This is a genomic window from Streptomyces sp. DSM 106670, from assembly GCF_055792845.1.
Window position 1 is genome coordinate 1,476,607 of sequence record NZ_CM147704.1, and the last position, 22,118, is coordinate 1,498,724.

A 22,118-nucleotide genomic window follows, 5' to 3' on the forward strand; every position below is an offset into this window, starting at 1 on the left:
GGGCGCGACGAAGCGGTTCACCGCGTCTTTCGCCTTCTCGTTCGCCTTCTCGGACGCGTCCGCGCGGGTCGTGCTGCCCGGAAGCCGCCCGTCCACATTCGGCCGCATCGGTCACTCTTCGAACTCACTTGCCCGGAAACGTTGATGCGCCGGGATGATCAGCGATAGCTTCACTCGTCATGTACGCGACCGAACACGCCAGGTGTCCGGTCGTTCGGCACGGATGATGTGGAGAACCCATGGCTCATCTGGCATCGAGACGGACCCGCGCACTCGCGGTGCCCGTCGGACTCGCGCTGACCGCCTCGCTCGGCTTCCTGCCGACGGCGACGGCCACGGCGGCGCCCACCGGCGAGCAGGCCGCCGCGAGCGTCCGGACCGACGGGCCGAAGCTGTCCTACGTGGTCAACACCCGGGGCGGCCACGGCACCGTCAAGGACGTCAAGAAGGCGATCGCCAAGGCCGGCGGCACCGTCGTCGTCGCCTATGAGCAGATCGGCGTCATCGTCGTCCACTCGCAGAACCCGGCCTTCGGCGAAACGATCCGCCGGGCACGTGGTGTGGAGTCGGCGGGCGCCACCCGCACCAACCCGATCGTTCCGCAGGCCACCAAGGACGTCGGCTCGATCGCGCAGCCGCTCACCGCCGAGCAGGCGGCGGCCGCCGCCGCGAAGGCGACGGCCGACGAGGACCCGCTGGAGCCCCTCCAGTGGTCGCTGCCCGCGATCAAGGCGGACAAGGCGCACCAGAAGTCGCTGGGCTCGAAGAAGGTGACGGTCGCCGTCATCGACACCGGCGTCGACGACACCCACCCGGACCTGGCCCCGAACTTCGACAGCCGCGCCTCGGTCAACTGTGTGTCGGGCGCTCCGGACACCACCGCCGGCTCCTGGCGTCCGGCGGCGGGCGAGAGCGACCACGGCACCCATGTGGCGGGCACCATCGCCGCCGCGAAGAACGGCGTCGGGGTCACCGGTGTCGCCCCGGGCGTGAAGGTGTCGGGCATCAAGGTGTCGAACCCGGACGGGTTCTTCTACACCGAGGCCGTCGTCTGCGGGTTCCTCTGGGCCGCCGAGCGCGGCGTCGACGTGACCAACAACAGCTACTACACCGACCCGTGGCTGTTCAACTGCAAGAACGACCCGGACCAGGGCGCCCTGGTCGACGCGCTGACCCGCGCCGTGAAGTACGCGGAGCGCAAGGGCACGGTCAACGTCGCGGCGGCGGGCAACTCCCGCCAGGACCTGGCGTCCTCCGCGATCGAGGACACGACCAGCCCGAACGACTCCGAGACGGTCACGCGGACGGTCGACCCGAAGCTGTGCCCGGACATCCCGACCATGCTGCCGGGCGTCGTGACGGTCTCCGCGACGGGTGCGAAGGGCCTGAAGTCCTCGTACTCGAACTACGGCAGGGGCATCATCGACGTGGCGGCCCCGGGCGGTGACTCGACGGTCTACCAGACCCCCGAGCCGCCGGCCGTCAACGGGCTGATCCTGTCGACCCTGCCGGACGGCAAGTTCGGCTACAAGGCCGGTACGTCGATGGCGTCCCCGCATGTCGCGGGCGTCGTGGCGCTGATCAAGTCCAAGCACCCCTACGCCTCGCCCGCCGCGGTGAAGGCGCTGCTGACGCTGGAGGCGGACGCGAAGGCGTGCGGCGAGCCGTACGACATCAACGGTGACGGTGTCATCGACGCGGTCTGCGAGGGCGGCAAGAGCTACAACGGCTTCTACGGGGCCGGAGTGGTGGACGCCCTGGACGCGGTGCGCTGGTAGGCATCCGACCGAGCGATGAGCGAGGGCCCGGGGAGGACGTTCTCCCCGGGCCCTCGCCCTGTGCCGTGGCGCTACGGCGTGATGAGCACCTTCAGCGCGGTCCGCTCGTCCATCTCCCGGTAGCCGACGGGCACCTCGTCCAGGCCGACGGACCGGTCGAAGACGGGCGACGGGTCGATCGTGCCGTCCAGCACGTCGGGAAGCAGCTCCGGTATGTACGTGCGTACGGGGGCGACGCCGCCGCGCAGCGCGATGTTCCGGTCGAACATCACACCGAGGTCCACGCCCGTCCCGCTGCCGTGCGGGACGCCGACGTAACCGATGGAGCCGCCGTCGCGGACGATGCCGAGGGCGGTGCGCATCGACTGCTCGGTGCCGACGGCCTCGATGACGCTGTGCGCGCCCTCGCCCCGGGTCAGCTCACGGACGGCGGCGAGGGCGGCCTCACCGCGTTCGGCGACCACGTCGGTCGCGCCGAAGCGGCGGGCGATGTCGGTGCGCGCGGGGTGGCGGCCGAGCGCGATGACGCGCTCCGCGCCGAGCCGCTTGGCGGCGAGCACCCCGCACAGGCCGACCGCGCCGTCACCGACGACCGCGACGGTGGAGCCCTGGGTCACGCCCGCGCCGACGGCGGCGTGGTGGCCGGTGCCCAGCACGTCGGAGAGCGCCAGCAGGCCGGTGAGGAGGCGGTCGTCGGACGCGGCGGCGGCCGGGAGCTTGACGAGGGTGCCGTCGGCGTGGGGGACGCGGACGGCCTCGCCCTGCCCGCCGTCCGACTGCGCGCCGTCGGAGCCGACCGAGCCCCAGAAGCCGCCTTCGGGGCAGGAGGTGGTGAGCCCCTCGGCGCAGTAGGTGCAGGTGCCGTCGGACCAGACGAACGGGGCGACTGCCAGGTCGCCGACCGCGAAGCCGCGGACGCCGGGGCCGGCCTCCTCGACGACGCCGAGGAACTCGTGGCCGATGCGCTGTCCGGGCCGCCGGGCCGACTCGCCCCGGTAGGCCCACAGGTCGCTGCCGCAGATGCAGGCCCGCAGGACCCTCAGCACCACGTCGGTGGGTCGCTGGATCCTCGGGTCCGGCACCTCCTCCACCCGGATGTCGTGGGGGGCGTGGATGACGGTGGCGCGCATACGTTCGGGGTCCTTGCCGGTCTCAGCTGCTGGTACCCCGCTCACGGTACGCCCCCGCCGGGCGAGCCCCGAGCGCCCCGAGGGTCAGCAGGGCTTGTGCGGCGATGTAGGTGAGCATCACCCAGAAGTCGGGGGCGGGCGCCTGCGGCCAGTCGGCGATGCCGGTGGCGATGAGGGCGTCGGAGAGCAGGAAGAGCGCCCCGCCGGCCGCCGCGTACCGCCCGAGCACGCCCGCCCGCCAGGCCATGGCGGTGAGCAGCAGGCTGTAGCCGGTCAGCGGGATCCGCAGGTCCGCCGGGAGGTCCGGCCAGATCAGCACGAGGAAGACGACGAGGACGACGGCGTACCCGGCCCCGGTGACCAGCGGGGCGGGACCGCGGCCCCGCCCCTCCCCCCGCCCGAAGAACGTCAGGTAGCAGACGTGGCCGACGGCGAAGGAGCCCATGCCGACGAGGAAGGCCAGGTCGTTGTCGGCGAGCAGGAAGACATCGCCGCCCCACCCGAACAGCAGGGCCGCGACGAGCAGCCGGGGTCCGCCGCGCAGTGCCGCGTACCCGGCGAGCAGCGGCATCAGCAGCGGCTTGGCGACCAGGTGGACGGTCCCGGCCCCGGCGAGGAGCCCGGCCAGGTCGACGGCGGCGGCGAGAAGGAAGGCGAGCAGCACGGGCCGGGCGAAGCGCTCGGCGCGCCCGTGCTGTCCGGTGGAGCCGGGGCGGGAGGCGGTGGCGGTCACCGGGTGCCTTCCGGGGCGGGGGCGGGGGCGGCTGCCTGGGCGGGTACGGGAGCGGCGGCCTGCACGGATTCGGAGGCGGCGGCCCGGACTGATTCGGAAGCCGCCGCTCCCCCGGCCGCCTTCGCCGCCGGCTGCCAGCCCGGTCCCCGGAAGACCCGCCCGGCCCGCTCGCTCCAGGTGTCGGCGGCCCGGACGTCCCGGGCGATGGCGGCGTACTCGTGGGTCGCGACGCGCAGCGGGTTGTGGGTGGAGATGTTCTTGGTGAGCCCGTAGACGGGCCGCTCGGTCTCCGCCGCGAAGGAGCCGAACATCCGGTCCCAGACGATCAGGATCCCACCGTAGTTACGGTCCAGGTAGCTGCCCTGCGAGGCGTGGTGGACACGGTGGTGGGAGGGCGTGTTGAGGACGTACTCGAAGGGGCGCGGGAGCTTCCCGACGCGCTCGGTGTGCACCCAGAACTGGTAGACCAGGTTGGCCGACTGGCAGAACGCGAGCGCCGCCGGGTGCACCCCGCAGGCGATCAGCGGCAGGTAGAACGGCCAGACGGTCGCGGAGGTCCAGGGCTGGCGCAGCGCGGTGGTGAGGTTGAACTTCCGGCTGGAGTGGTGGACCACATGGCAGGCCCACAGGATCCGGATCACATGGTGGCCGCGGTGGGACCAGTAGTAGAAGAAGTCCTGCGCGAGGAGCATCAGCAGGACGGTCCACCACAGCACGGGCACCCGCAGCGGCGTCAGCTCGTAGACCCCCATGTAGATGGCCAGGATGGGGATCTTCCACAGCAGGTCGAAGCCCAGGCTGCCGAGGCCCATGGTGAGGCTGGTGGCGGCGTCCTTGGTCTCGTACCCGGCGGCGTCCTCGTCCGGGTGGAGGCGGTAGCTGACCATCTCGATCACGGTGAGCAGGACGAAGGCCGGTATCGACCACAGCACGACATCGGGCAGGTTCGGCTCCATGCGAGCACCGTAGGGCCGCCGGTCGGCGAGGGCTAGACGTTGTTACCCACAAGTATGCGAGACCTGCTGTCAGCAGTCTTTGGCACCTTCTGCCAATGGACCGGCCGTAGGATTTGCGGCACGCGTGTCGCCGAGGGGGAGGAACGCTCGTGTCGGGTACGGAAGTTGCGGTGTTACGGCTGGCCACGACGGTGCTCGGCGCGGCCGCGAAGGCGCTGCTGACCCCGAAGCCCGGCGCGCGCCTGGTCCCGGCCCCGGTCCGCCCCCTCCCCCGCCCCGCGAAGCCGGACCGGCTGGCCGAGGTGCTCGCGGGCCGTCTGGCCGGCTCCTTCGCCGACCTGCCCGAGCACGAGCGGCTGGCCGCGCTCACCTCCGTACAGGACACGTTCGCGGCGGCGGGCGAACCGGACGCCGGGCGGCTGTTCGCGCTGGACCTGGATCCGGACCGGCTCAGCGCCGAGCTCTCGGCTCCGGCCGCCGGGCTCTCGGAACGGGCTGTGGACCTGTACGAGCACCTGCTCGGCGACTGCTGCGCGCACCTGGTGGAACAGCTCACGGCCCATCCGTCGTTCGCGGCACGGGCGGCGGTGGAGCAGGTCCGCGCGACGAGCCGGACACGGGAGCTGGTGGAGGACGTCCGGGCCCGGGTCGGTCCGCGCCCGGACGCGGCGGATCTGGACTTCGAGCGGCGGTACGCGGAGTTCATGGCGACGGCCAACAGCCGGATGGGCCTGTTCGGGCTGACGCTCGGCCGGTCGGCGAGCGAATGGCCGCTGGAGACGGCCTACATCAGTCTCTCGGTGAGCGGTTACGAGGCGGCCGGCCCGCCCGGTCTCGGCGGGCCGGTCCGGACATCGGTCAGCGGTTACGAGGGCAGCCACGCGCACGGACCGGACGAGCCGGTACGGACCACGGCCAGGATCGAGGAGGCGCTCGGCGAGCGGACCCGGCTGCTGCTGCGCGGCCCGGCCGGTTCGGGCAAGACCACGCTGGTGCAGTGGCTGGCGTTGAACGCCGCGCGGCGGACGTTCGGCACCGAGCTGGCGGACTGGAACCGGTGCGTCCCGTTCGTCCTGCGCCTGCGGGCCTTCACCGCCCGCGACGCACTGCCCGCCCCGGCGGACTTCCTGCGCGCGGCCGGCGTACCGCTGCACGGCTCGGCCCCGGACGGCTGGGCGGACCGGCTGATGCTGGAGGGCCGGGCGCTGGTCCTGGTGGACGGTGTCGACGAGGTGCCGGACCGGCTGCGCAGGCGCACGGAGCGCTGGCTGAAGGACCTGATCACCGCCTATCCCCGGGCCAGGTACGTGGTGACGACCCGTCCTTCGGCGGTCCCGGAGAGCTGGCTGTCCGGCTCCGGCTTCGAACCGCACACGCTGCTGGCCATGCGCCGCGACGACATCCACGCCTTCATCGGCCACTGGCACCGGGCGGCCCGCTCCGAGTGCCGGTCGGACGAGGAGCGCGTCGAGCTGGAGACGTACGAGAGCGCGCTCCGCCGGGCGGTCGGCACCCGCCGGGATCTGGCGCGGCTGGCCACGAATCCGCTGATGTGCGCACTGCTCTGCGCGCTGAACCGGGACCGCCGGATGCAACTGCCGCGAGCACGCAAGGAGCTGTACGACGCGGCGCTGGACATGCTGCTGGTGCGGCGCGACAACGAGCGTGAGGTCTCCGGCGTGGAAGGCGTCGACCTGACCCGCGAGGAGCAGACGACGCTGCTGCAGCGTCTCGCGTACTGGCTGATCCGCAACGACCTCGTGCAGGCCGCGCAGGACGAGGCGGTGTCGCTGATCGCCGACTGGCTGCGCTCCATGTCCCAGGTCCGGGGCACGCCCGAGCAGGTCTTCACCCACCTGCTCAACCGCAGCGGTCTGCTGCGCGAACCCGTGCCCGGCGCGGTGGACTTCGTGCACCGCACCTTCCAGGACTACCTCGGCGCGAAGGCGGCGGTGGAGGTACGCGACTTCGGCGTGCTGGTCCGCCACGCGCACGAGGACCGGTGGGACGACGTAGTCCAGATGGCGGTGGGCCACGCGCGGCCCGACGAACGCGCCGCCCTGCTCACCTCGTTCCTGGAACGGGCCGACGCGGAGCCCGGCCACGAGCACCGGCTGATCCTGCTGGCGGCGGCGAGCCTGGGCCACGCGCCGGAGCTGGATCCGACGGTACGGGAGGCGGTGGAGGCGCGGACGGAACGGCTGCTGCCACCGGACAGCCAGGAGAGCATCGACCAGCTGGCCGAGGTCGGCGATCTGGCGCTGGAACTGCTGTCGTCGATGCTGGACGGCCTGAGCGAGCGCGAGGCGGCGTCGGTCGTGCGGACGGCGGCCGCGGTGGGCGGCGAGACCGCCTACGAACTGGTCCGGCAGTTCCGGGACGACAAGCGGAGCCTGATCACGTACGAGGTCTCCCTGGCCTGGGAGCGGTTCGACCCGGAGCGCTACGCGCGCGAGGTGCTGGCGGGCCCCGGCTGGGAGAACACCTACATCTATGTGAAGTCCGACCGTCATCTGTCGGCGCTGAAGCACGTACCACGGGCGCACAGTGTGAATGTGTCGGGCGACCGCCACGATCTGTCGCCGGTGACGTCACGCACCGATGTGCGGCGCGTGTTCGTCTGGCACAACGCGCGGCTCATCGGGGTGCGGCAGCTCGCCGCCATGCCCGGACTGCGCGAACTCGGTCTGAGCAACTGTCCGCGGATCCGGACCATCGAGCCGCTCGCCCGCACCGGACTGGAATGGCTCTCCCTCGTCCAGCTCCACCCGGAACTCGACCCCGCCCCGCTCGCCGACATGCCCGGCCTCCGCTATCTGGCGCTGGGCCATCCCTTCCTCATGGAGAGCGTCGGTGAACTGCCGGTGTGCCCGCAGGTGACCCGGCTCGACCTGCTGGCGGAGACCCGGTATCTGGACCTGGAGGGCCTGGAGAGCTGGACGAGCCTGCGGGATCTGACGCTGTACGGCGGAGGCCAGTTCAAGCAGCTGGTCCGGACGCCGGCGCTGCACGGCCTGCGGGACCTGGGACTCATCCGGATTCCGGCCCTGGACCTGAACCTGACGGCGCCTCTGACCGGGCTGCGGGTGCTGACGCTGGCCGAGTGCGCCCTGGCATCCGGGCTCGCCCCGCTCGCGGAGCTGCCCACGCTGACGACCCTGCGCCTGTCCGGGAAGGCCGGGCGCTACGACCTCGCCCCGCTCGCCGCCTCCGAGCACCTGACCATCCACCTGGCCCACGACACCCGCGCCACCGGCACCGAACTCTTCCCGCCGGAACGGATCGTCCGCCTCCCCTGACCGGGTGATCCCCCGACCGTGGCGGCCGAATAGGGGACTGTCAGTCATGGCCCGTATTCTCTGTGACCATGCTCGACGACCGCCAGACAGCCGCACCGTGGCCGACCGCCTACCCCCAGGGGTACGCGGTCGTCGACGTGGAGACCACCGGCCTCGCCCGCGACGACCGGATAATCTCCGCCGCCGTCTACCGGCTGGACGCCCTGGGCAATGTCGAGGACCACTGGTACACGCTGGTCAACCCGGAGCGGGACCCCGGTCCCGTCTGGATCCACGGGCTGACGAGCGAGGTGCTCGAAGGCGCGCCGCTCTTCCCGGAGGTGGCCGCCGAGCTGTCGGAGCGGCTCGCGGACCGGGTGCTCGTCGCGCACAACGCGGCGTTCGACTGGTCGATGATCGCCCGGGAGTACGCACGGGCCTCGGTGGTCGCCCCGGTCGAGCACCGGCTGTGCACCATCGCGCTGGCCAAGGAGCTGCGGCTGCCGCTGCCCAACCACAAGCTGGCCACGCTCGCCGCGCACTTCGGGGTCGTACAGCAGCAGGCCCACCACGCCCTGGACGACGCCCGGGTGCTGGCCGAGGCGTTCCGGCCGAGTCTGCACGCGGCGGCCCGGGGCGGGGTGCGGCTGCCGTTGCTGGAGTGCCGTCCGCTGACCGAGTGGTCCGACTCCCCCGTCGCCCCGCGCGTCGGGTATCAGCCCTCGCGGCAGAACAGCTGGCGGCCCTCGCGCAAGCGGCCGGCCTGCCCGTATCCCAATCCGGGGCGGTACGAGAAGGAGAAGCCGCTCCAGCAGGGGATGCGAGTGGCCTTCTCCGGGGACACCTCGATCGACCGGGAGCTGCTGGAGGACCGGGCGGTCGAGGCCGGGCTCCATGTGGCGACCAGCGTGTCCCGGCTGACCAGCCTGCTGGTGACCAACGACCCGGACGCGGCCACGTCCAAGACGCAGAAGGCCAAGTCGTTCGGCACGCCGATCCTGGAGGAGAGCGCCTTCACCCATCTGCTGCGCGATGTGGCCCCCGCCGACGGGGCCGCCCTGCCGCAGCAGGGGCCGCCGCCGTCATCGGAGTGAACCGGGCACGACTCGCCCGGCGGCCGCTCGCCCCGTGGCAGCCGGGCGTCCCACCCTGTGGCGCATGGCACGTTGCGAGGTTTGCGGAAACGACTACGGCATGTCCTTCGAGGTGCACGCACAAGGTGCGGTGCACGTCTTCGACTGCTTCTCCTGCGCCATCCACCGCATGGCGCCGATCTGCGAGCACTGCCGGGTCCAGGTGATCGGGCAGGGCGTCGAGGTCGACGGGCACTGGTACTGCGGCGCCCACTGCGCCCGCGCCGAGGGGAAGGCGGGCATCGTGGACAAAGTGTGAGGAAACGTCTCATTGCCGGATCGCTCCGGCAGCACCCCTGAGTGCCGCACCCCATGACCCCGGTTGTACGGTCATGGGGTGTACCGCTTCCTGTTGACCCGGCAGTGGGTGATCCTCACCCTGCTCGGCCTCGTCCTGATCCCGACGATGATCGAGCTGGGTTTCTGGCAGTTCCACCGGCACGAACACCGGGTCGAGCAGAACAGCCTGATCTCGCGGAACCTCGACGCGCGGCCGGTCCCGGTCACCGAACTCACCTCGCCCGGGCACACCGTCCCGCGCTCGGACTACTGGCGGACGGTCACCGCGACGGGCACGTTCGACACCGAGCACGAGGTGGTCGTCCGCCGCCGGACCTCGGACGACGACCGCATCGGCGTCCATGTCCTGACCCCGCTGGACCTCAAGAGCGGCGGCACCGTCCTGGTCAACCGGGGCTGGGTGCCGGCCGCGCCGAACCAGACCGCCTTCCCCGACGTGCCGCCCGCGCCCCGCGGCGAAGTGACCGTCACCGGCCGCCTCAAGGCGGACGAGACGACCGGCAGCAGCGGCATCAAGGACCTGGCGGGGCTGCCTGACCGGCAGGTGATGCTGATCAACAGCGAGCAGCAGTCGCAGCTGCTGTCGCGGACGGTCCTCGGCGGCTACATCGAGCAGACCGAGCCCGCCCCCTCCGGTGATCTGCCCGAGCAGATCGCCCGCCCGGACGACAGCTCGATCGGCCCGCACATGGCCTACGCCGTCCAGTGGTGGCTGTTCGTCGCCGCGGTCCCGGTCGGCTGGATCATTCTCGTACGCCGTGAGAAGCGGGACCGTGAGCAGGCCGCGGCCGAGAACGCGACGGCCGAGGCCGCCGAGCAGCCGGAGCCGGCGAGCGCCTGAGGCCGGCGGCACACCATCGGGCTGGTTGACATCGGCCCGGTTCGGGAAAACGCCAGGCGTGACCCCACGCATCGAGGACTACGCCCTGATCGGCGATCTCCAGACCGCCGCGCTCGTCGGCAGGAACGGTTCGGTGGACTGGCTCTGCCTGCCCCGCTTCGATTCCGGCGCCTGTTTCGCCGCCCTGCTCGGCACCGAGGAGAACGGCCACTGGCGCATCGCGCCCCAGGGCGCCGGCGCCTCGGACACCTGCACCCGGCGCGGCTATGTGCCCGACTCCCTGGTCCTGGAGACGTACTGGGAGACACGGACCGGCACGGTGAAGGTCATCGACTTCATGCCGCAGCGCGACAAGTCGCCGGATCTGATGCGGATCGTCGAGGGCGTCAGCGGCAGCGTCGACATGAGTTCGGTGCTGCGGCTGCGCTTCGACTTCGGTTCGGTGGTGCCCTGGGTGCGGCGTTCGCACGGTCACCGGGTGGCGGTCGCGGGCCCTGATTCCGTATGGCTGCGCAGCGAGCCGCCGGTCAAGACGTGGGGCCAGCAGTTCAGCACCTGCTCCTCGTTCACCGTGACCGAGGGCGACAGCGTGGCGTTCGTGCTGACCTGGCACCCCTCGCACTCGCCGCGCCCGAAGCTGATCGACCCGTACAAAGCGCTGAAGCACACGCTGCACGACTGGGCGAAGTGGACCGCGCGGTGCACGTACGAGGGGCCGTACCGCGACGCCGTGCTGCGCTCACTGATCACCCTGAAGGCGCTGACGTACGCCCCGACGGGCGGCATCGTGGCGGCCCCGACCACCTCGCTGCCGGAGGAGATCGGCGGCGTACGGAACTGGGACTACCGCTTCTGCTGGCTGCGGGACGCCACGCTGACCCTCGGGGCGATGGTCTCGGCCGGCTATCTGGAGGAGGCGGCGGCCTGGCGGGACTGGCTGCTGCGGGCCGTCGCCGGTGACCCGGCCGACCTGCAGATCATGTACGGGCTGGCGGGCGAGCGCCGGCTGCCCGAGGCGGAGCTGCCCTGGCTCACCGGGTACGAGCACTCCCGGCCGGTGCGCACCGGCAACGCGGCCGTCCGGCAGCGGCAGCTCGATGTGTACGGCGAGGTCATCGACGCGCTCCGGCTCGCCCGGGTCGCCGGTCTCGACGACAAGCCGCACGCCTGGAACCTCCAGCTCAGCCTGCTCGGCTTCCTGGAGTCGACCTGGCGGGAGCCGGACGAGGGGCTGTGGGAGATCCGCGGCGCCCGGCGGCACTTCGTGCACTCCAAGGTGATGGCCTGGGTCGCGGCCGACCGGGCGGTGCGCTCGCTGGAGGAGAACCCGGAGCTGCCCGGCGACGCGGACCGCTGGCGGGCGATGCGGGACGCGGTGCACGCCGAGGTCTGCGAGAAGGGGTACGACCCCGAGCGGAACACCTTCACCCAGTCCTACGGGTCACGGGAACTGGACGCCTCGACCCTGCTCATCGTGCGGACCGGGTTCCTGCCGCCCGACGATCCCCGGACGATCGGCACGGTCGAAGCGGTCCGCGACGAGCTGGGCAGCGACGGTCTGGTCCGCCGCTACAGCACCGACGGCGGTTCGGTGGACGGACTGCCGGGCGACGAGGGGGCGTTTCTCGCCTGCTCGTTCTGGCTGGTCGACGCGTTGCGGCGGATCGGCAGGCCGGACGAGGCGCGGGCCCTGTTCGAACGGCTGCTGGAGCTGCGCAGCGACCTGGGGCTGCTGGCCGAGGAGTACGACGTCGCGGCGGGGCGGCAGCTGGGCAACTACCCCCAGGCGTTCAGCCATATCGGACTGGTGAACTCCGCTGTCGACCTGGCCGGGGAGAACCCGGCAGGATAGGGCCATGGATCTTGGACTGAAGGACCGCGTCTACATCGTCACCGGAGCGACCCGGGGCCTCGGCAACGCCACGGCCCGTGCCCTGGCCGCCGACGGTGCGAAAGTGATCATCACCGGCCGGGACGAGAAGGCCGTGACGGAGGCCGCCGCCGAGCTGGGCCCGGACGCGCTCGGGATCGCCGCGGACAACGCCGACCCGGGCGCCGCCCAGCGTCTGGTGGACACCGCGCGGGAACGCTTCGGGCGGCTCGACGGCATCCTCATCAGCGTCGGCGGACCGCCCCCGGGCTTCGTCGCGGACAACACGGACGACCAGTGGCAGACGGCGTTCGAGTCGGTGTTCCTCGGAGCGGTTCGGCTCGCCCGGACGACGGCGGCCGCGCTCGGCGAGGGCGGGGTGATCGGCTTCGTGCTCTCCGGGTCGGTGCACGAGCCGATCGCGGGGCTGACCATCTCCAACGGGCTGCGCCCCGGTCTCGCCGGTTTCGCCAAGTCGCTGGCCGACGAGCTGGGTCCGCGCGGTATCCGGGTGGTGGGCGTGCTTCCCGCCCGGATCGACACCGACCGGGTCCGTGAGCTGGACGCCCTGTCCGGCGACGCGGAGGCCGCCCGCACCGCCAACGAGGCGCGGATCCCGCTGCGTCGCTACGGGACGCCCGAGGAGTTCGGCAGGACCGCGGCCTTCCTGCTCTCCCCCGCCGCTTCCTATCTGACGGGGATCATGGTCCCGGTCGACGGCGGGTTCCGGAGCGGGTTCTGACCCAGCGCTCCTGACCGTACGCCCACGGGCCGTCAGGACACCCGCTCCGCGCGGTGCTTGACGGCCTTGAGGCGTACCTCGGCGGGAAGCGTCTCCAGACCGGCCGATTCCCTGGCGTGCGCCAGCGCCCCGTCGCCGACCGCGGTCAGCGTTCCGAGCGGCGCGGCGTGCGGCTCCATCAGCAGCCGGAGCCGGGCCCGGGGCGCGGTGCGGCGGCCGGTCAGCATCGCCTGGGCGCGGGCCACTCCGTCCAGTTCGCCCGCCTCAGCGGCGAGCACGCCCTCCAGGGCGCGGCCCCGCAGCTGTGCCCCTTCGCCGTCGCCGCTGTCGACCAGCACGTCGGCGAGCCGGCCGCGGCGGAGCTGGGCGAGGAACCACCACAGGGCGAGGACCACCAGGACGGCGAGGACCGCGATCACGGTCGGCCACCACCAGCCGTCGTCGCGCCAGCGGTGCCGGTCGGCCACGCTGAGCAGCACATCGTTCTTGCCGTCCCAGGGCCACCAGGACGGCACGGACGCGCCGAGGCCGACGGCGAGCACGGCTCCGCCGACGACGACCAGCACCAGTCCGGCCAGGGCCAGCAGGACCCGGTTGACGGTGGAGCGCATGCGGCTCATCCCTTCTTCGCCGGTCGGTGCACCTGGACGGAGAGGGCGGGCGGTTTCGCCAGGCCCAGTTCCCGGACGGCCCTCTCCAGTACGTCGTCCAGATCGGTGCGTACGTCGTCGAGTTCCCGGAAGTGCGAGAGTGCGCGCACCTTCGCCTTCCGCCGTCCCATGCGGACGCGTACGGACTGCACGCCGGACACCTCCACGGCCCGGTCCCGCAGGACCAGTGCGGCGGCGGTGCGGTCGAGACCGGCCCGGACGTCGGAGCGGTCGCGGCGCATCGGCAGCAGATCGCGCAGTCCGGGGGTGAGGGCCAGCAGGATCAGCCAGAGGCCGATCAACGCCGCGACACCCGCCCCGATCAGCACCGCGACATCGTCCAGCTGCCGTTCGGCCAGACCGTCGGCGAGGGAGCGACGCCACTGCATGGCCGGATGGTCGGCCCGTACGGCGGCGATGTCGTAGAGCAGCAGTCCGGCGGCGCCCAGGAGCACCAGGGCCAGCAGGGCGGCCGGAACCCGGCGCGCGGACCAGAAGCGGCCGGCCCGGCCGTCGCCCTGTTCCAGGGTGGGGACCGGTGCGCGGGTGTCGGCCGACGCGTCGAGGACCGGCGTCGGCGTCTCGCTGTCGCCCGGTGCCACGGTGGGCATCCGCCGGGTGGAGCCGGTCGGTTCACCGGGTTCGGTCATCGGATCCTCCCCTGTGCGGCGGCGCTCGTTCCGGCGGGGTGCAGCCGTTCGACCTGTACGGCCACCTCGGGCACGTCCATGCCGGCGAGCGCCTTGACGCGCTGGGCGACCCGGCTGCGTACGGCTCCGCACTGGCGGCCGATGTCACAGGGGTAGCCGAGTTCCAGGACGACCCGGACCCGGGCGGCGTCGCGGTGCACGGTGACCGTGGCTCGCGGCGACGCCCCGTCCTCGGGCGGATCGGCGACCGCTTCCTTCGCCGCCTGGGCGGCGATCTTGGCGACTACGCGGTCGGCGATCCGGGTCTCGCCCCGTTCCGCGGCGGCGACCCGGCCGGTCACCGCCGTCACCGTCGCCGGTCGCCGCGCTCGCGACTCCGGAAGAAGTCGCCGGGCTCCAGGTCACCGTCCAGGAAGCGGCCGGCGATGAAGCCGATCGCGCCCAGGGCGGCCACCAGTACGAAGGCTCCGAACCCGCCGAAATATCCGGCGAACCCGAGTGCCATGCCGGCCAACAGACCGGCGACAGCCATGCTCATCGTGTTCTCTCCTCAACTGCCGTGCGACGGAGCTGCGAAAGGGCTACTGGACCCGCTGTGCGGGCTCGTCCTCGTCGTCGTCCTCGTCGGGCAGCTTGACGTCGCTGACGGCGATGTTGACTTCGACGACTTCGAGACCGGTCATCCGTTCCACCTCGGCGACGACGTTCCCGCGGACGTCGCGGGCCACATCGGCGATGGACACGCCGTAGTCGACGACGATCTCCAGGTCGAGGGCGGCCTGGGACTCGCCGACCTCCGCCTTCACGCCGCGGGTGACGGACTTGCCGCCGCCGGGGACCCGGTCACGGACGGCGCCGAAGGTCCGCGACAGGCCGCTGCCCATCGCGTGGACGCCGACCACGTCGCGGGCCGCCATTCCGGCGATCTTCTCGACGACGCCGTCGGCGATGGTGGTGCGGCCCCGGGTGCCCGGGTCGCCGCCGCCGCGCTTGTTCAGCGGAGCTTTGCCGCCCGAACCGCTGTCGGGGTTGGTGCGCTGGGAGGTGTCAGTCATCGCTGCTCATCCCTTCGGGGCAGGGTTGGACTTCCTTGCCCACGTTAAGTGCGCTTTCCCCATCCCGCGCCGTGGATGCGGCAGGCTGGGGCGATGACAACGGCGCAGGGCCCCCAGAGGGCCGATGGATGGACCGCCGCGGTACGGCAACGGCTCGGCCTGGGCAGGCTGCTGCCGCTGGGCGGCCCGGCGGACGGCGCGTGGATCGCGGAGACGGCGGCCGCCTCGGTGCTGCGCGGGGCGGCGGCCCGCCCCGGGACGGTGCTGGGAAAGCTGCGGATCGGCCCGACGGAGGAGGCGGTCGCCGGGAGCGGCCAGGATGGTGCGAGCGCCCCGGGCGACCCGGCGCCGCCCCCGACTCCGCCGGGCGGGCTGCCGCCGGTGCCGCTACGGATCCAGGCGGAGTTCTCGGCCACCCCGGACCGGCCGCTGCCCGACACCGCGGCGGCGCTGCGTGCGGCGCTCCTCACGGCCGCCGCCGCCCGGCTGGGGCTGGAGATCGCCGAGGTGGATCTGACGGTGACGGCATTGCTGGAGGACGGTGCGCCCGATCAGGTGACGGAGCCGGGGACGGCAGCGGCCCGGGTCGCTGAGCCGGAGGGCCCGGTGGCGACGGCGGCCGCCGGGGCGCCGGGCGTCGTCTCGCTGACCCGGGCCCTGGGCAGCCCCGTGCACACCGACCAGGACCATGTGCGGGTCGAGGTGGCGACGGCCGGTGACCACCGGGCCCTCGACGTCGCCCGGTCGGTACGCACGGCGGTGGCGGCGGCCACGGAGGCGCGGCTGCCGGTGTCGGTGCTGGTCACGGATGTGGTCAGTCGGTGATGCCCGCCAGATCGCGGAGCCGGCGGCCCTGGGCCGCCCGCTCGGCGACGCGCTGCTCCTCGTAGGTACGCGAGAGCGCGCCGCCGAGGAGTGCCTTGGTCTCGACGACGGCGTCGCGGGGGGCTGCCACCAGGGCGGCGGCGAGGTCGCGGGCCGCCGCGTCGAGCTGGTCGGCGGGGACCACGAGGTTGGCGAGGCCGGTGCGCTCGGCCTCCTCGGCGTGCACGAAGCGGCCGGTGGCGCAGATTTCGAGCGCGCGGGCATACCCCACGAGGTGCACCAGGGGGTGGGTGCCCGTGAGGTCGGGAACGAGGCCGAGGCTGGTCTCGCGCATGGCGAACTGCACGTCCTCGGCGACGATCCGCAGATCGCAGGCGAGGGCGAGCTGGAAGCCGGCGCCGATGGCGTGGCCCTGGACCGTCGCGATCGACACGAGGTCGTTGCGGCGCCACCAGGTGAACGCCTCCTGGTACTCGGCGATGGTCGCGTCGAGCTCGGCCTCCGGGCCGCGCGCCATGTCGAGGAACGACGGCTCGCCGTCGAAGCCCTCGGGAGTGAAGGCCTGCCGGTCGAGGCCCGCGGAGAAGGACTTGCCCTCGCCGCGGAGCACCACGACCCGAACCGTGCCGGGCAGCGCCCGTCCGGCCTCGGTCAACGCCCGCCACAGAGCGGGAGACTGAGCGTTGCGCTTGGCCGGGTTGGTGAGCGTCACCGTGGCGACGGCATCGTCGACGGTGAGCCGTACGCCGTCCTTGTCGAGCACAGTGTCGAGCGAGGTCATGGGGCGCCTCCGGATCGGGTGCAGTCAGCACTCAAGAACTAAGTGACTGAACAGTAACCACCCGGACGACCTTGCGGTCAGCCGGGTGGCCACCCCGAATTCCGTTGGGCCCGAATGACACCGAATGACATGGAGGACTCCGAAACCGCGGAGCCTCAGGCCGAAGCGGCCTTCTTGCCTCGTGTCGCGCCGCCGCGTCCCCGCAGCGTCACTCCGGACTCACTGAGCATCCGGTGGACGAATCCGTAGGAGCGGCCGGTTTCCTCGGCCAGCGCCCGGATGCTCGCACCGGAGTCGTACTTCTTCTTCAGGTCTGCCGCGAGCTTGTCACGCGCGGCGCCGGTTACCCGGCTGCCCTTCTTCAGAGTCTCGGCCACCCGTGCCTCCTCATGGGAAGTGCGCTCTGGACTCTCATGATCACCCCTCCCGCGCTTCCTGGCCACCCATTCGGCAAGGTCGGTGCGAGCGGTTTCCCGGACGAGAAGCGCGTCGACACGATCGGAATCCCTGATTCCAGCGGGCGCACGCAGGCGTACGGCCCTCACCGGCCCGAGAACGGGCAGGTCAGGGCCGTACGAGGAGAGAACGCCGGAAAAGGGGCGCGCGGCGGGTGAGCGCCGGGCGCACCACCGGAGTACGAGACGCCCTCACGCAGATGATGGATCACGCGTAGGCCGAATGATCTATCCCCGGTGGATCAGGCGAGGGCGACGAGGTCGCGGTAGTCCGCTCCCCAGAGGTCCTCGACACCATCCGGGAGCAGGATGATCCGCTCCGGCTGGAGCGCCTCGACGGCGCCCTCGTCGTGGGTGACGAGGACGACGGCGCCCTTGTAGGTGCGCAGCGCGCCGAGGATCTCCTCGCGGCTGGCGGGGTCGAGGTTGTTCGTCGGCTCGTCGAGCAGGAGCACGTTGGCGGAGGAGACGACCAGGGTCGCCAGCGCGAGCCGGGTCTTCTCGCCGCCGGAGAGCACCCCGGCCGGCTTGTCGACGTCGTCGCCGGAGAAGAGGAAGGAGCCGAGCGTCTTGCGGACCGCGACGAGGTCGAGGTCGGGGGCGGCGGAGCGCATGTTCTCCAGGACCGTGCGCTCCGGGTCGAGGGTCTCGTGCTCCTGGGCGTAGTACCCGAGCTTGAGGCCGTGGCCCTCGATGACCTGGCCGGTGTCGGGCTTCTCGGCGCCGCCGAGCAGGCGCAGCAGCGTGGTCTTGCCGGCGCCGTTGAGGCCGAGGATGACGACGCGGGAGCCCTTGTCGATGGCGAGGTCGACGTCGGTGAAGATCTCCAGCGAGCCGTACGACTTGGACAGGCCCTCGGCCATCAGCGGGGTCTTGCCGCAGGGCGAGGGGTCGGGGAAGCGCAGCTTGGCGACCTTGTCCGAGACCCGTACGGCCTCCAGGCCCGAGAGCAGCCGGTCGGCGCGCTTGGCCATGTTCTGGGCGGCGACGGTCTTGGTGGCCTTGGCGCGCATCTTGTCGGCCTGCGCGTTGAGGGTCGCGGCCTTCTTCTCGGCGTTCTGGCGCTCGCGCTTGCGGCGCTTCTCGTCGGCCTCGCGCTGCTGCTGGTAGAGCTTCCAGCCCATGTTGTAGATGTCGATCTGGGAGCGGTTGGCGTCGAGGTAGAAGACCTTGTTGACGACCGTCTCGACCAGTTCGACGTCGTGGGAGATCACGACGAAGCCGCCGCGGTAGGACTTGAGGTAGTCGCGCAGCCAGACGATGGAGTCGGCGTCGAGGTGGTTGGTCGGCTCGTCCAGGAGCAGGGTGTCGGCGTCCGAGAAGAGGATCCGGGCCAGCTCGACGCGGCGGCGCTGACCGCCGGAGAGCGTGTGCAGGGGCTGGCCGAGCACCCGGTCGGGCAGGCTGAGCGCGGCGGCGATGGTGGCGGCCTCGGCCTCGGCGGCGTATCCGCCCTTGGTGAGGAACTCGGTCTCCAGGCGCTCGTACTTCTTCATCGCCTTCTCGCGGGTGGCGCCCTGTCCGTTCGCCATCCGGTCCTCGTTCTCGCGCATCTTGCGCAGGATCGTGTCGAGGCCGCGGGCGGAGAGGATGCGGTCGCGGGCGAGGATGTCGAGGTCGCCGGTGCGCGGGTCCTGCGGGAGGTAGCCCACCTCGCCGGACCTGGTGATGGTGCCGCCGGCGGGGGTGCCTTCGCCCGCGAGGCACTTGGTGAGGGTGGTCTTGCCCGCTCCGTTGCGGCCGACGAGGCCGATGCGGTCGCCCTTGGCGATGCGGAAGGAGGCGGATTCGATGAGGATGCGGGCGCCGGCGCGCAGCTCGATGCCGGAAGCGGTGATCACGGGAAAAACTCCAGGGCAGTATGGACGGCGGAGGGACGAGGGCGGAGGTCTCTCGACGCCGCTAATGCACAAGGAGGAAGGCCATACGGCCCATTCTACTGGCGGCGCGCAACTCCTTTTCCGCGTGCCCGGCGGGACGAACCGTCCGATACTCGGCGCAGGGCGTCACCCCGTCGCCCGCCCGAGCCCGAGGGTGGTGCGACCGTGCAGTTCGACGATGACGCCGATCTGGACACGTCCGAGGTCCAGGATGTCCGCGGCAGTCGGATCCCGGGCGGGAAGGCCACCGTGGGCGGCGGCATCGCCGGGGTGATCGCCCTGATCCTGGGCCTGCTCTTCGGCGTCGGCCCCGATCAGCTCGGACTGACCTCCGACGGCGCGGACCCGGCGGCGACCTCGTCGTCGGCCGGGCAGGTGCAGGAGAGCTGTCTGAAGGGGCAGGACGCGAACAGCCGGGAGGACTGCCGGACGGTGGCGGTGGTCAACAGCGTGCAGGACTTCTGGCGTCAGGAGTTCGCACGGCGCGACGCCTCCTACGCGGGCGCGCGAACGGTCCTGTTCAGCCAGCGGGTGGGCACCGCCTGCGGGGCCGCCACCTCGGCGGTCGGGCCGTTCTACTGCCCCGGTGACCGCAAGGTCTATCTGGACCTCGGGTTCTTCGACGACCTGCGGACGAAGTTCGGCTCCAGCGGCGGGCCGTTCGCGCAAGCGTATGTCGTGGCGCACGAGTACGGCCACCATGTGCAGAACCAGATGGGGACGCTGGGCCGGTCGCAGGACGGGCGGCAGGGCGAGAACAGCAACGCGGTGAAGGTGGAGCTGCAGGCCGACTGTTACGCCGGGGTCTGGGCGCACCACGCGACGACGACGCCGGACGAGTCGACCGGCCGGCCGCTGATCACGGAGCTGACCCGGGCGGACATCCGGGACGGCCTGGACGCGGCGGCGGCGGTCGGCGACGACCGGATCCAGGAGAGGTATCAGGGCCGGGTCACGCCGGAGTCGTGGACGCACGGTTCGGCAGCGCAGCGGCAGCAGTGGTTCTCCACCGGGTTCCGTACGGGCGACATGGCCCGGTGCGACACCTTCACCTGAGCCGGACTCCCGCCCCGACCTGCGGTGAGGCCTTCCGACAGGGCGTTGTCAGTGGCGGGTGGAAGACTGAGACGCAGATCACATCAGATGCGGCGGGGGTCCAGGAGAGGTGAGTGCGATGGCAGGCGCGGGGAGCGGCGTTCCCACGATCTATCCGACGATTCTGTACGACGACGCGAAGGCGGCGATCAGAACGCTGACGCAGGGCCTCGGCTTCACCGAGGAGGCGGTCTACGAGGGCGAGAACGGCAGTGTGCTCCATGCCGAGCTGTCCTTGGGCAACGGCAGGGTGATGCTCGGTTCGAAGGGGCGCGAGGGCGTGTTCGCGCGGGCGATGGCGGGCGCGGGCCCGGCGGGGGTGTACGTGGTGGTGGACGAGGTGGACGCGCACTGCGCCCGGGCCAAGGAGTTCGGCGTGGAGATCCTCATGGAGCCGACCGACCAGGACTACGGCTCGCGGGACTACATGGCGCGGGACGCCGAGGGCAATGTGTGGAGCTTCGGGACGTACGCCCCGGGGTCCGGCTGAGCGGACCCCGGCGGCGGACGGTTCAGGCTCCTCCGGTGTGCACCTGGAAGGCGGCCCGGCGGACCGCTTTGGCCAGGGCCGGGTCCGGGTGGGCGGCGGCCAGGGCGACCAGGACCTGGACAGTGCGCGGGTGGCCGACGGCCCTGACCTCGTCGAGCAGGGCCGGGACGGTGCCCTGGACGGCGGAGTCGAGGTGGCGCACCAGCAGCCCGGTCTCGCCGTGGTCGGCGACGGCGGCCGCGGTGTCGACCCAGAGCCAGGTGGACTCCTCGCGGCTGAGGACGTCCTGGGCGTCGTCGGGGTCCTTGCCCTCGTACTCGGCGAGCCAGAGCAGCGCGTAGGGCCGCAGCGAGGGTTCGGCGAGCACGGCGCGGACCTCGGGTTCGGCGGGGGCGCCGACGACCCTCAGCGCCTCGAAGGCCAGTCCGCGCAGCAGCGCGTCCTCGCCCCGGGCGACGGCCAGCAGTTCGGCGACGGCGCTGCCGACGGTGCGGGCGGCGAGCCAGGCGCGGTATTCGTCGCGGGCCGGTCCGGGGGTGAGCCGGGCGCAGCCGAGGAGCATGTCGGCGGCGGACTGCTCGATGTTGCCGGCCGGGCTCTGGGCGGCGACGCAGATCTGTTCCAGCTTGACCCAGACCGCCCAGTTGCCGAGCGGGGTGAGGGTGGCCTGCCCTTTGCCGAGGGTCAGCGCCCCGACGGCGGCGAGGCCCTCCAGGGCCCAGTCGAGCAGCAGGGCGTTGAGGTCGGCGCTGCGGACGGGCCCGGCGGCGCTCGGAGCGCTCGCGGCCGTCTCCGGGGCGGCGGGCGCGGTTCTGCCGGGGCCCAGGGGCACTTCGCAGCGCTCCTCCTGGAGTTCGGCGACGCGCTGGCCGAGGAGGTCCAGCAGGGCGGGGACGGTGACGGGGCCCGCGGAGAGCTGGAGGAGCGAGAGCACCTGAGGCACGGCCTCGACGGCTTCGGCGACCGCGCCCGCCTCGATGCCCTCGGGCGCGGCGTGGACGAGCGACCAGGCGTCGAAGAGCGCCACCCAGCCGCGCAGCACGGCGGAGTCGTCCCGGTCCCAGGCGCGCAGCCGCCAGCCGGGGCGGGCGGTGTCGCCGTGCAGCTCGATGAGTCCGGCCAGCCGGGCCCGGTCCCAGCCCGCGCGGACCTGCGCCGGGGAGAGCTCCAGAGCGGTGGCCGCCCGTTCGAGGGCGTGGGCCGCGAGCGGGGCGGCGGTGCCCGGCCCCGGGGTGCCGGCGGCCCAGTGGGCGATGCGTACGGCGTCGGCGAGCACGGCCCTGGCCTGGCGTGCCAGTTCCGTGCGGGGCGGGGTGCCCTCGGGGGGCCGGGGAGCCGGCCTGGTGCGCCGGGTGGTCACGGCCTTGCGGGCGGTGGCAAGGGGTCGCGGGCGGACAAGTCGCAGCCTGGAGTCGCGCGGAGTACGGGACGTCACGGGAGCAGTCTTGCCCCTGACGGCCCGAAAGCCCAAACGGA

At 72.3% G+C, this 22,118-nt stretch carries 22 protein-coding genes; 10 read left to right on the forward strand and 12 right to left on the reverse strand.

Translation table 11 applies throughout. From position 1 onward, the window contains the following. The first annotated feature begins 239 nt into the window (after nt 1-239). Nucleotides 240-1,778: a S8 family peptidase gene (locus tag ACSMXR_RS06410; protein WP_381794649.1), complete on the forward strand. Its 1,539-nt coding sequence runs from the start codon at nt 240-242 to the stop codon at nt 1,776-1,778. Between the two features lie 71 nt (nt 1,779-1,849). Here ACSMXR_RS06410 and ACSMXR_RS06415 read toward each other — a convergent pair whose 3' ends face one another. From ACSMXR_RS06415 to ACSMXR_RS06425, 3 genes are read right to left on the reverse strand one after another with little or no spacing between them, the layout of a single operon-like run. Continuing rightward, nucleotides 1,850-2,908: a zinc-dependent alcohol dehydrogenase family protein gene (locus ACSMXR_RS06415; RefSeq protein ID WP_137233900.1), complete on the reverse strand. Its 1,059-nt coding sequence runs from the start codon at nt 2,906-2,908 to the stop codon at nt 1,850-1,852. Between the two features lie 22 nt (nt 2,909-2,930). Then, on the reverse strand, nt 2,931-3,641 hold the full coding sequence (locus tag ACSMXR_RS06420) for a lysoplasmalogenase (RefSeq protein WP_473171395.1): 711 nt from the start codon (nt 3,639-3,641) through the stop codon (nt 2,931-2,933). Continuing rightward, a complete protein-coding gene (locus tag ACSMXR_RS06425) occupies nt 3,638-4,597 on the reverse strand; it encodes a sterol desaturase family protein (protein WP_473171396.1) in 960 nt (319 codons plus the stop codon). The genes ACSMXR_RS06420 and ACSMXR_RS06425 overlap by 4 nt, the downstream gene beginning before the upstream one ends. Before the next feature lie 149 nt (nt 4,598-4,746). Here ACSMXR_RS06425 and ACSMXR_RS06430 point away from each other — a divergent pair, with 149 nt between their 5' ends. The 6 genes from ACSMXR_RS06430 to ACSMXR_RS06455 all read left to right on the forward strand — a co-directional run bounded on the left by ACSMXR_RS06430 (nt 4,747) and on the right by ACSMXR_RS06455 (nt 12,761). Next, a complete protein-coding gene (locus tag ACSMXR_RS06430; protein ID WP_473171397.1) occupies nt 4,747-7,896 on the forward strand; it encodes an NACHT domain-containing protein in 3,150 nt (1,049 codons plus the stop codon). 62 nt (nt 7,897-7,958) lie between these two features. After that, nucleotides 7,959-8,969, forward strand: a complete 1,011-nt coding sequence (locus ACSMXR_RS06435) for a DEDDh family exonuclease (RefSeq protein ID WP_473171398.1) — start codon at nt 7,959-7,961, stop codon at nt 8,967-8,969. 64 nt (nt 8,970-9,033) lie between these two features. After that, a complete protein-coding gene (locus tag ACSMXR_RS06440; RefSeq protein ID WP_007459448.1) occupies nt 9,034-9,267 on the forward strand; it encodes a hypothetical protein in 234 nt (77 codons plus the stop codon). A gap of 78 nt (nt 9,268-9,345) precedes the next feature. Continuing rightward, entirely contained in the window at nt 9,346-10,149 is an 804-nt protein-coding gene (locus ACSMXR_RS06445; protein WP_381907781.1) for an SURF1 family cytochrome oxidase biogenesis protein, read from the forward strand. Nucleotides 10,150-10,207: 58 nt separating this feature from the next. After that, the gene (locus tag ACSMXR_RS06450) at nt 10,208-12,001 is read left to right on the forward strand and encodes a glycoside hydrolase family 15 protein (protein WP_473171399.1); all 1,794 of its coding nucleotides are present in this window, start codon (nt 10,208-10,210) and stop codon (nt 11,999-12,001) included. Between the two features lie 4 nt (nt 12,002-12,005). Further along, on the forward strand, nt 12,006-12,761 hold the full coding sequence (locus tag ACSMXR_RS06455; protein WP_218527974.1) for an SDR family oxidoreductase: 756 nt from the start codon (nt 12,006-12,008) through the stop codon (nt 12,759-12,761). A gap of 32 nt (nt 12,762-12,793) precedes the next feature. Here the strand turns inward: ACSMXR_RS06455 and amaP are convergent, their stop codons facing one another. From amaP to ACSMXR_RS06480, 5 genes are read right to left on the reverse strand one after another with little or no spacing between them, the layout of a single operon-like run. Next, on the reverse strand, nt 12,794-13,372 hold the full coding sequence (gene amaP, locus ACSMXR_RS06460; protein ID WP_137233893.1) for an alkaline shock response membrane anchor protein AmaP: 579 nt from the start codon (nt 13,370-13,372) through the stop codon (nt 12,794-12,796). Between the two features lie 5 nt (nt 13,373-13,377). Continuing rightward, complete coding sequence (locus tag ACSMXR_RS06465; RefSeq protein ID WP_473171400.1) at nt 13,378-14,061, reverse strand: DUF6286 domain-containing protein; 684 nt, start codon at nt 14,059-14,061, stop codon at nt 13,378-13,380. Then, nucleotides 14,058-14,411, reverse strand: a complete 354-nt coding sequence (locus tag ACSMXR_RS06470; RefSeq protein WP_137233891.1) for an Asp23/Gls24 family envelope stress response protein — start codon at nt 14,409-14,411, stop codon at nt 14,058-14,060. The genes ACSMXR_RS06465 and ACSMXR_RS06470 overlap by 4 nt, the downstream gene beginning before the upstream one ends. Next, complete coding sequence (locus ACSMXR_RS06475; RefSeq protein WP_006123598.1) at nt 14,408-14,599, reverse strand: hypothetical protein; 192 nt, start codon at nt 14,597-14,599, stop codon at nt 14,408-14,410. The genes ACSMXR_RS06470 and ACSMXR_RS06475 overlap by 4 nt, the downstream gene beginning before the upstream one ends. A gap of 43 nt (nt 14,600-14,642) precedes the next feature. After that, entirely contained in the window at nt 14,643-15,116 is a 474-nt protein-coding gene (locus ACSMXR_RS06480) for an Asp23/Gls24 family envelope stress response protein (protein WP_137233890.1), read from the reverse strand. 93 nt (nt 15,117-15,209) lie between these two features. Between ACSMXR_RS06480 and ACSMXR_RS06485 the strand changes: the two genes are divergently transcribed. Then, complete coding sequence (locus ACSMXR_RS06485; protein WP_473171401.1) at nt 15,210-15,941, forward strand: hypothetical protein; 732 nt, start codon at nt 15,210-15,212, stop codon at nt 15,939-15,941. On the opposite strand, the gene ACSMXR_RS06490 is transcribed toward ACSMXR_RS06485, so the two are convergent. The 3 genes from ACSMXR_RS06490 to ACSMXR_RS06500 form a co-directional block, all read right to left on the reverse strand. After that, the gene (locus tag ACSMXR_RS06490; RefSeq protein ID WP_103507765.1) at nt 15,931-16,722 is read right to left on the reverse strand and encodes an enoyl-CoA hydratase/isomerase family protein; all 792 of its coding nucleotides are present in this window, start codon (nt 16,720-16,722) and stop codon (nt 15,931-15,933) included. The two genes, ACSMXR_RS06485 and ACSMXR_RS06490, sit on opposite strands and share 11 nt — an antisense overlap. Before the next feature lie 155 nt (nt 16,723-16,877). Continuing rightward, nucleotides 16,878-17,099 carry a helix-turn-helix domain-containing protein gene (locus tag ACSMXR_RS06495; RefSeq protein ID WP_006123601.1) on the reverse strand — a complete coding sequence of 74 codons (222 nt, stop codon included), beginning with the start codon at nt 17,097-17,099 and terminating at the stop codon, nt 16,878-16,880. A gap of 320 nt (nt 17,100-17,419) precedes the next feature. Next, nucleotides 17,420-19,018: an ABC-F family ATP-binding cassette domain-containing protein gene (locus ACSMXR_RS06500; protein WP_003969957.1), complete on the reverse strand. Its 1,599-nt coding sequence runs from the start codon at nt 19,016-19,018 to the stop codon at nt 17,420-17,422. 204 nt (nt 19,019-19,222) lie between these two features. On the opposite strand from ACSMXR_RS06500, the gene ypfJ reads away from it, so the two are divergent. Further along, nucleotides 19,223-20,113, forward strand: a complete 891-nt coding sequence (gene ypfJ / locus ACSMXR_RS06505) for a KPN_02809 family neutral zinc metallopeptidase (RefSeq protein WP_137233887.1) — start codon at nt 19,223-19,225, stop codon at nt 20,111-20,113. A 118-nt stretch (nt 20,114-20,231) separates the two neighbouring features. Next, nucleotides 20,232-20,642: a VOC family protein gene (locus ACSMXR_RS06510; RefSeq protein ID WP_030088646.1), complete on the forward strand. Its 411-nt coding sequence runs from the start codon at nt 20,232-20,234 to the stop codon at nt 20,640-20,642. A 22-nt stretch (nt 20,643-20,664) separates the two neighbouring features. Here ACSMXR_RS06510 and ACSMXR_RS06515 read toward each other — a convergent pair whose 3' ends face one another. Next, entirely contained in the window at nt 20,665-22,002 is a 1,338-nt protein-coding gene (locus tag ACSMXR_RS06515) for a hypothetical protein (RefSeq protein WP_137233931.1), read from the reverse strand. Between the last annotated feature and the right edge of the window lie 116 nt (nt 22,003-22,118).

Coding starts and splice junctions, on each gene's coding strand:
- ACSMXR_RS06410 (WP_381794649.1), top strand. CDS start 240: ATGGCTCATCTGGCATCGAGACGGACCCGCGCACTCGCGGTGCCCGTC.
- ACSMXR_RS06415 (WP_137233900.1), bottom strand. CDS start 2,908: ATGCGCGCCACCGTCATCCACGCCCCCCACGACATCCGGGTGGAGGAG.
- ACSMXR_RS06425 (WP_473171396.1), bottom strand. CDS start 4,597: ATGGAGCCGAACCTGCCCGATGTCGTGCTGTGGTCGATACCGGCCTTC.
- ACSMXR_RS06440 (WP_007459448.1), top strand. CDS start 9,034: ATGGCACGTTGCGAGGTTTGCGGAAACGACTACGGCATGTCCTTCGAG.
- ACSMXR_RS06455 (WP_218527974.1), top strand. CDS start 12,006: ATGGATCTTGGACTGAAGGACCGCGTCTACATCGTCACCGGAGCGACC.
- amaP (WP_137233893.1), bottom strand. CDS start 13,372: ATGCGCTCCACCGTCAACCGGGTCCTGCTGGCCCTGGCCGGACTGGTG.
- ACSMXR_RS06465 (WP_473171400.1), bottom strand. CDS start 14,061: ATGACCGAACCCGGTGAACCGACCGGCTCCACCCGGCGGATGCCCACC.
- ACSMXR_RS06475 (WP_006123598.1), bottom strand. CDS start 14,599: ATGAGCATGGCTGTCGCCGGTCTGTTGGCCGGCATGGCACTCGGGTTC.
- ACSMXR_RS06480 (WP_137233890.1), bottom strand. CDS start 15,116: ATGACTGACACCTCCCAGCGCACCAACCCCGACAGCGGTTCGGGCGGC.
- ACSMXR_RS06485 (WP_473171401.1), top strand. CDS start 15,210: ATGACAACGGCGCAGGGCCCCCAGAGGGCCGATGGATGGACCGCCGCG.
- ACSMXR_RS06490 (WP_103507765.1), bottom strand. CDS start 16,722: ATGACCTCGCTCGACACTGTGCTCGACAAGGACGGCGTACGGCTCACC.
- ACSMXR_RS06510 (WP_030088646.1), top strand. CDS start 20,232: ATGGCAGGCGCGGGGAGCGGCGTTCCCACGATCTATCCGACGATTCTG.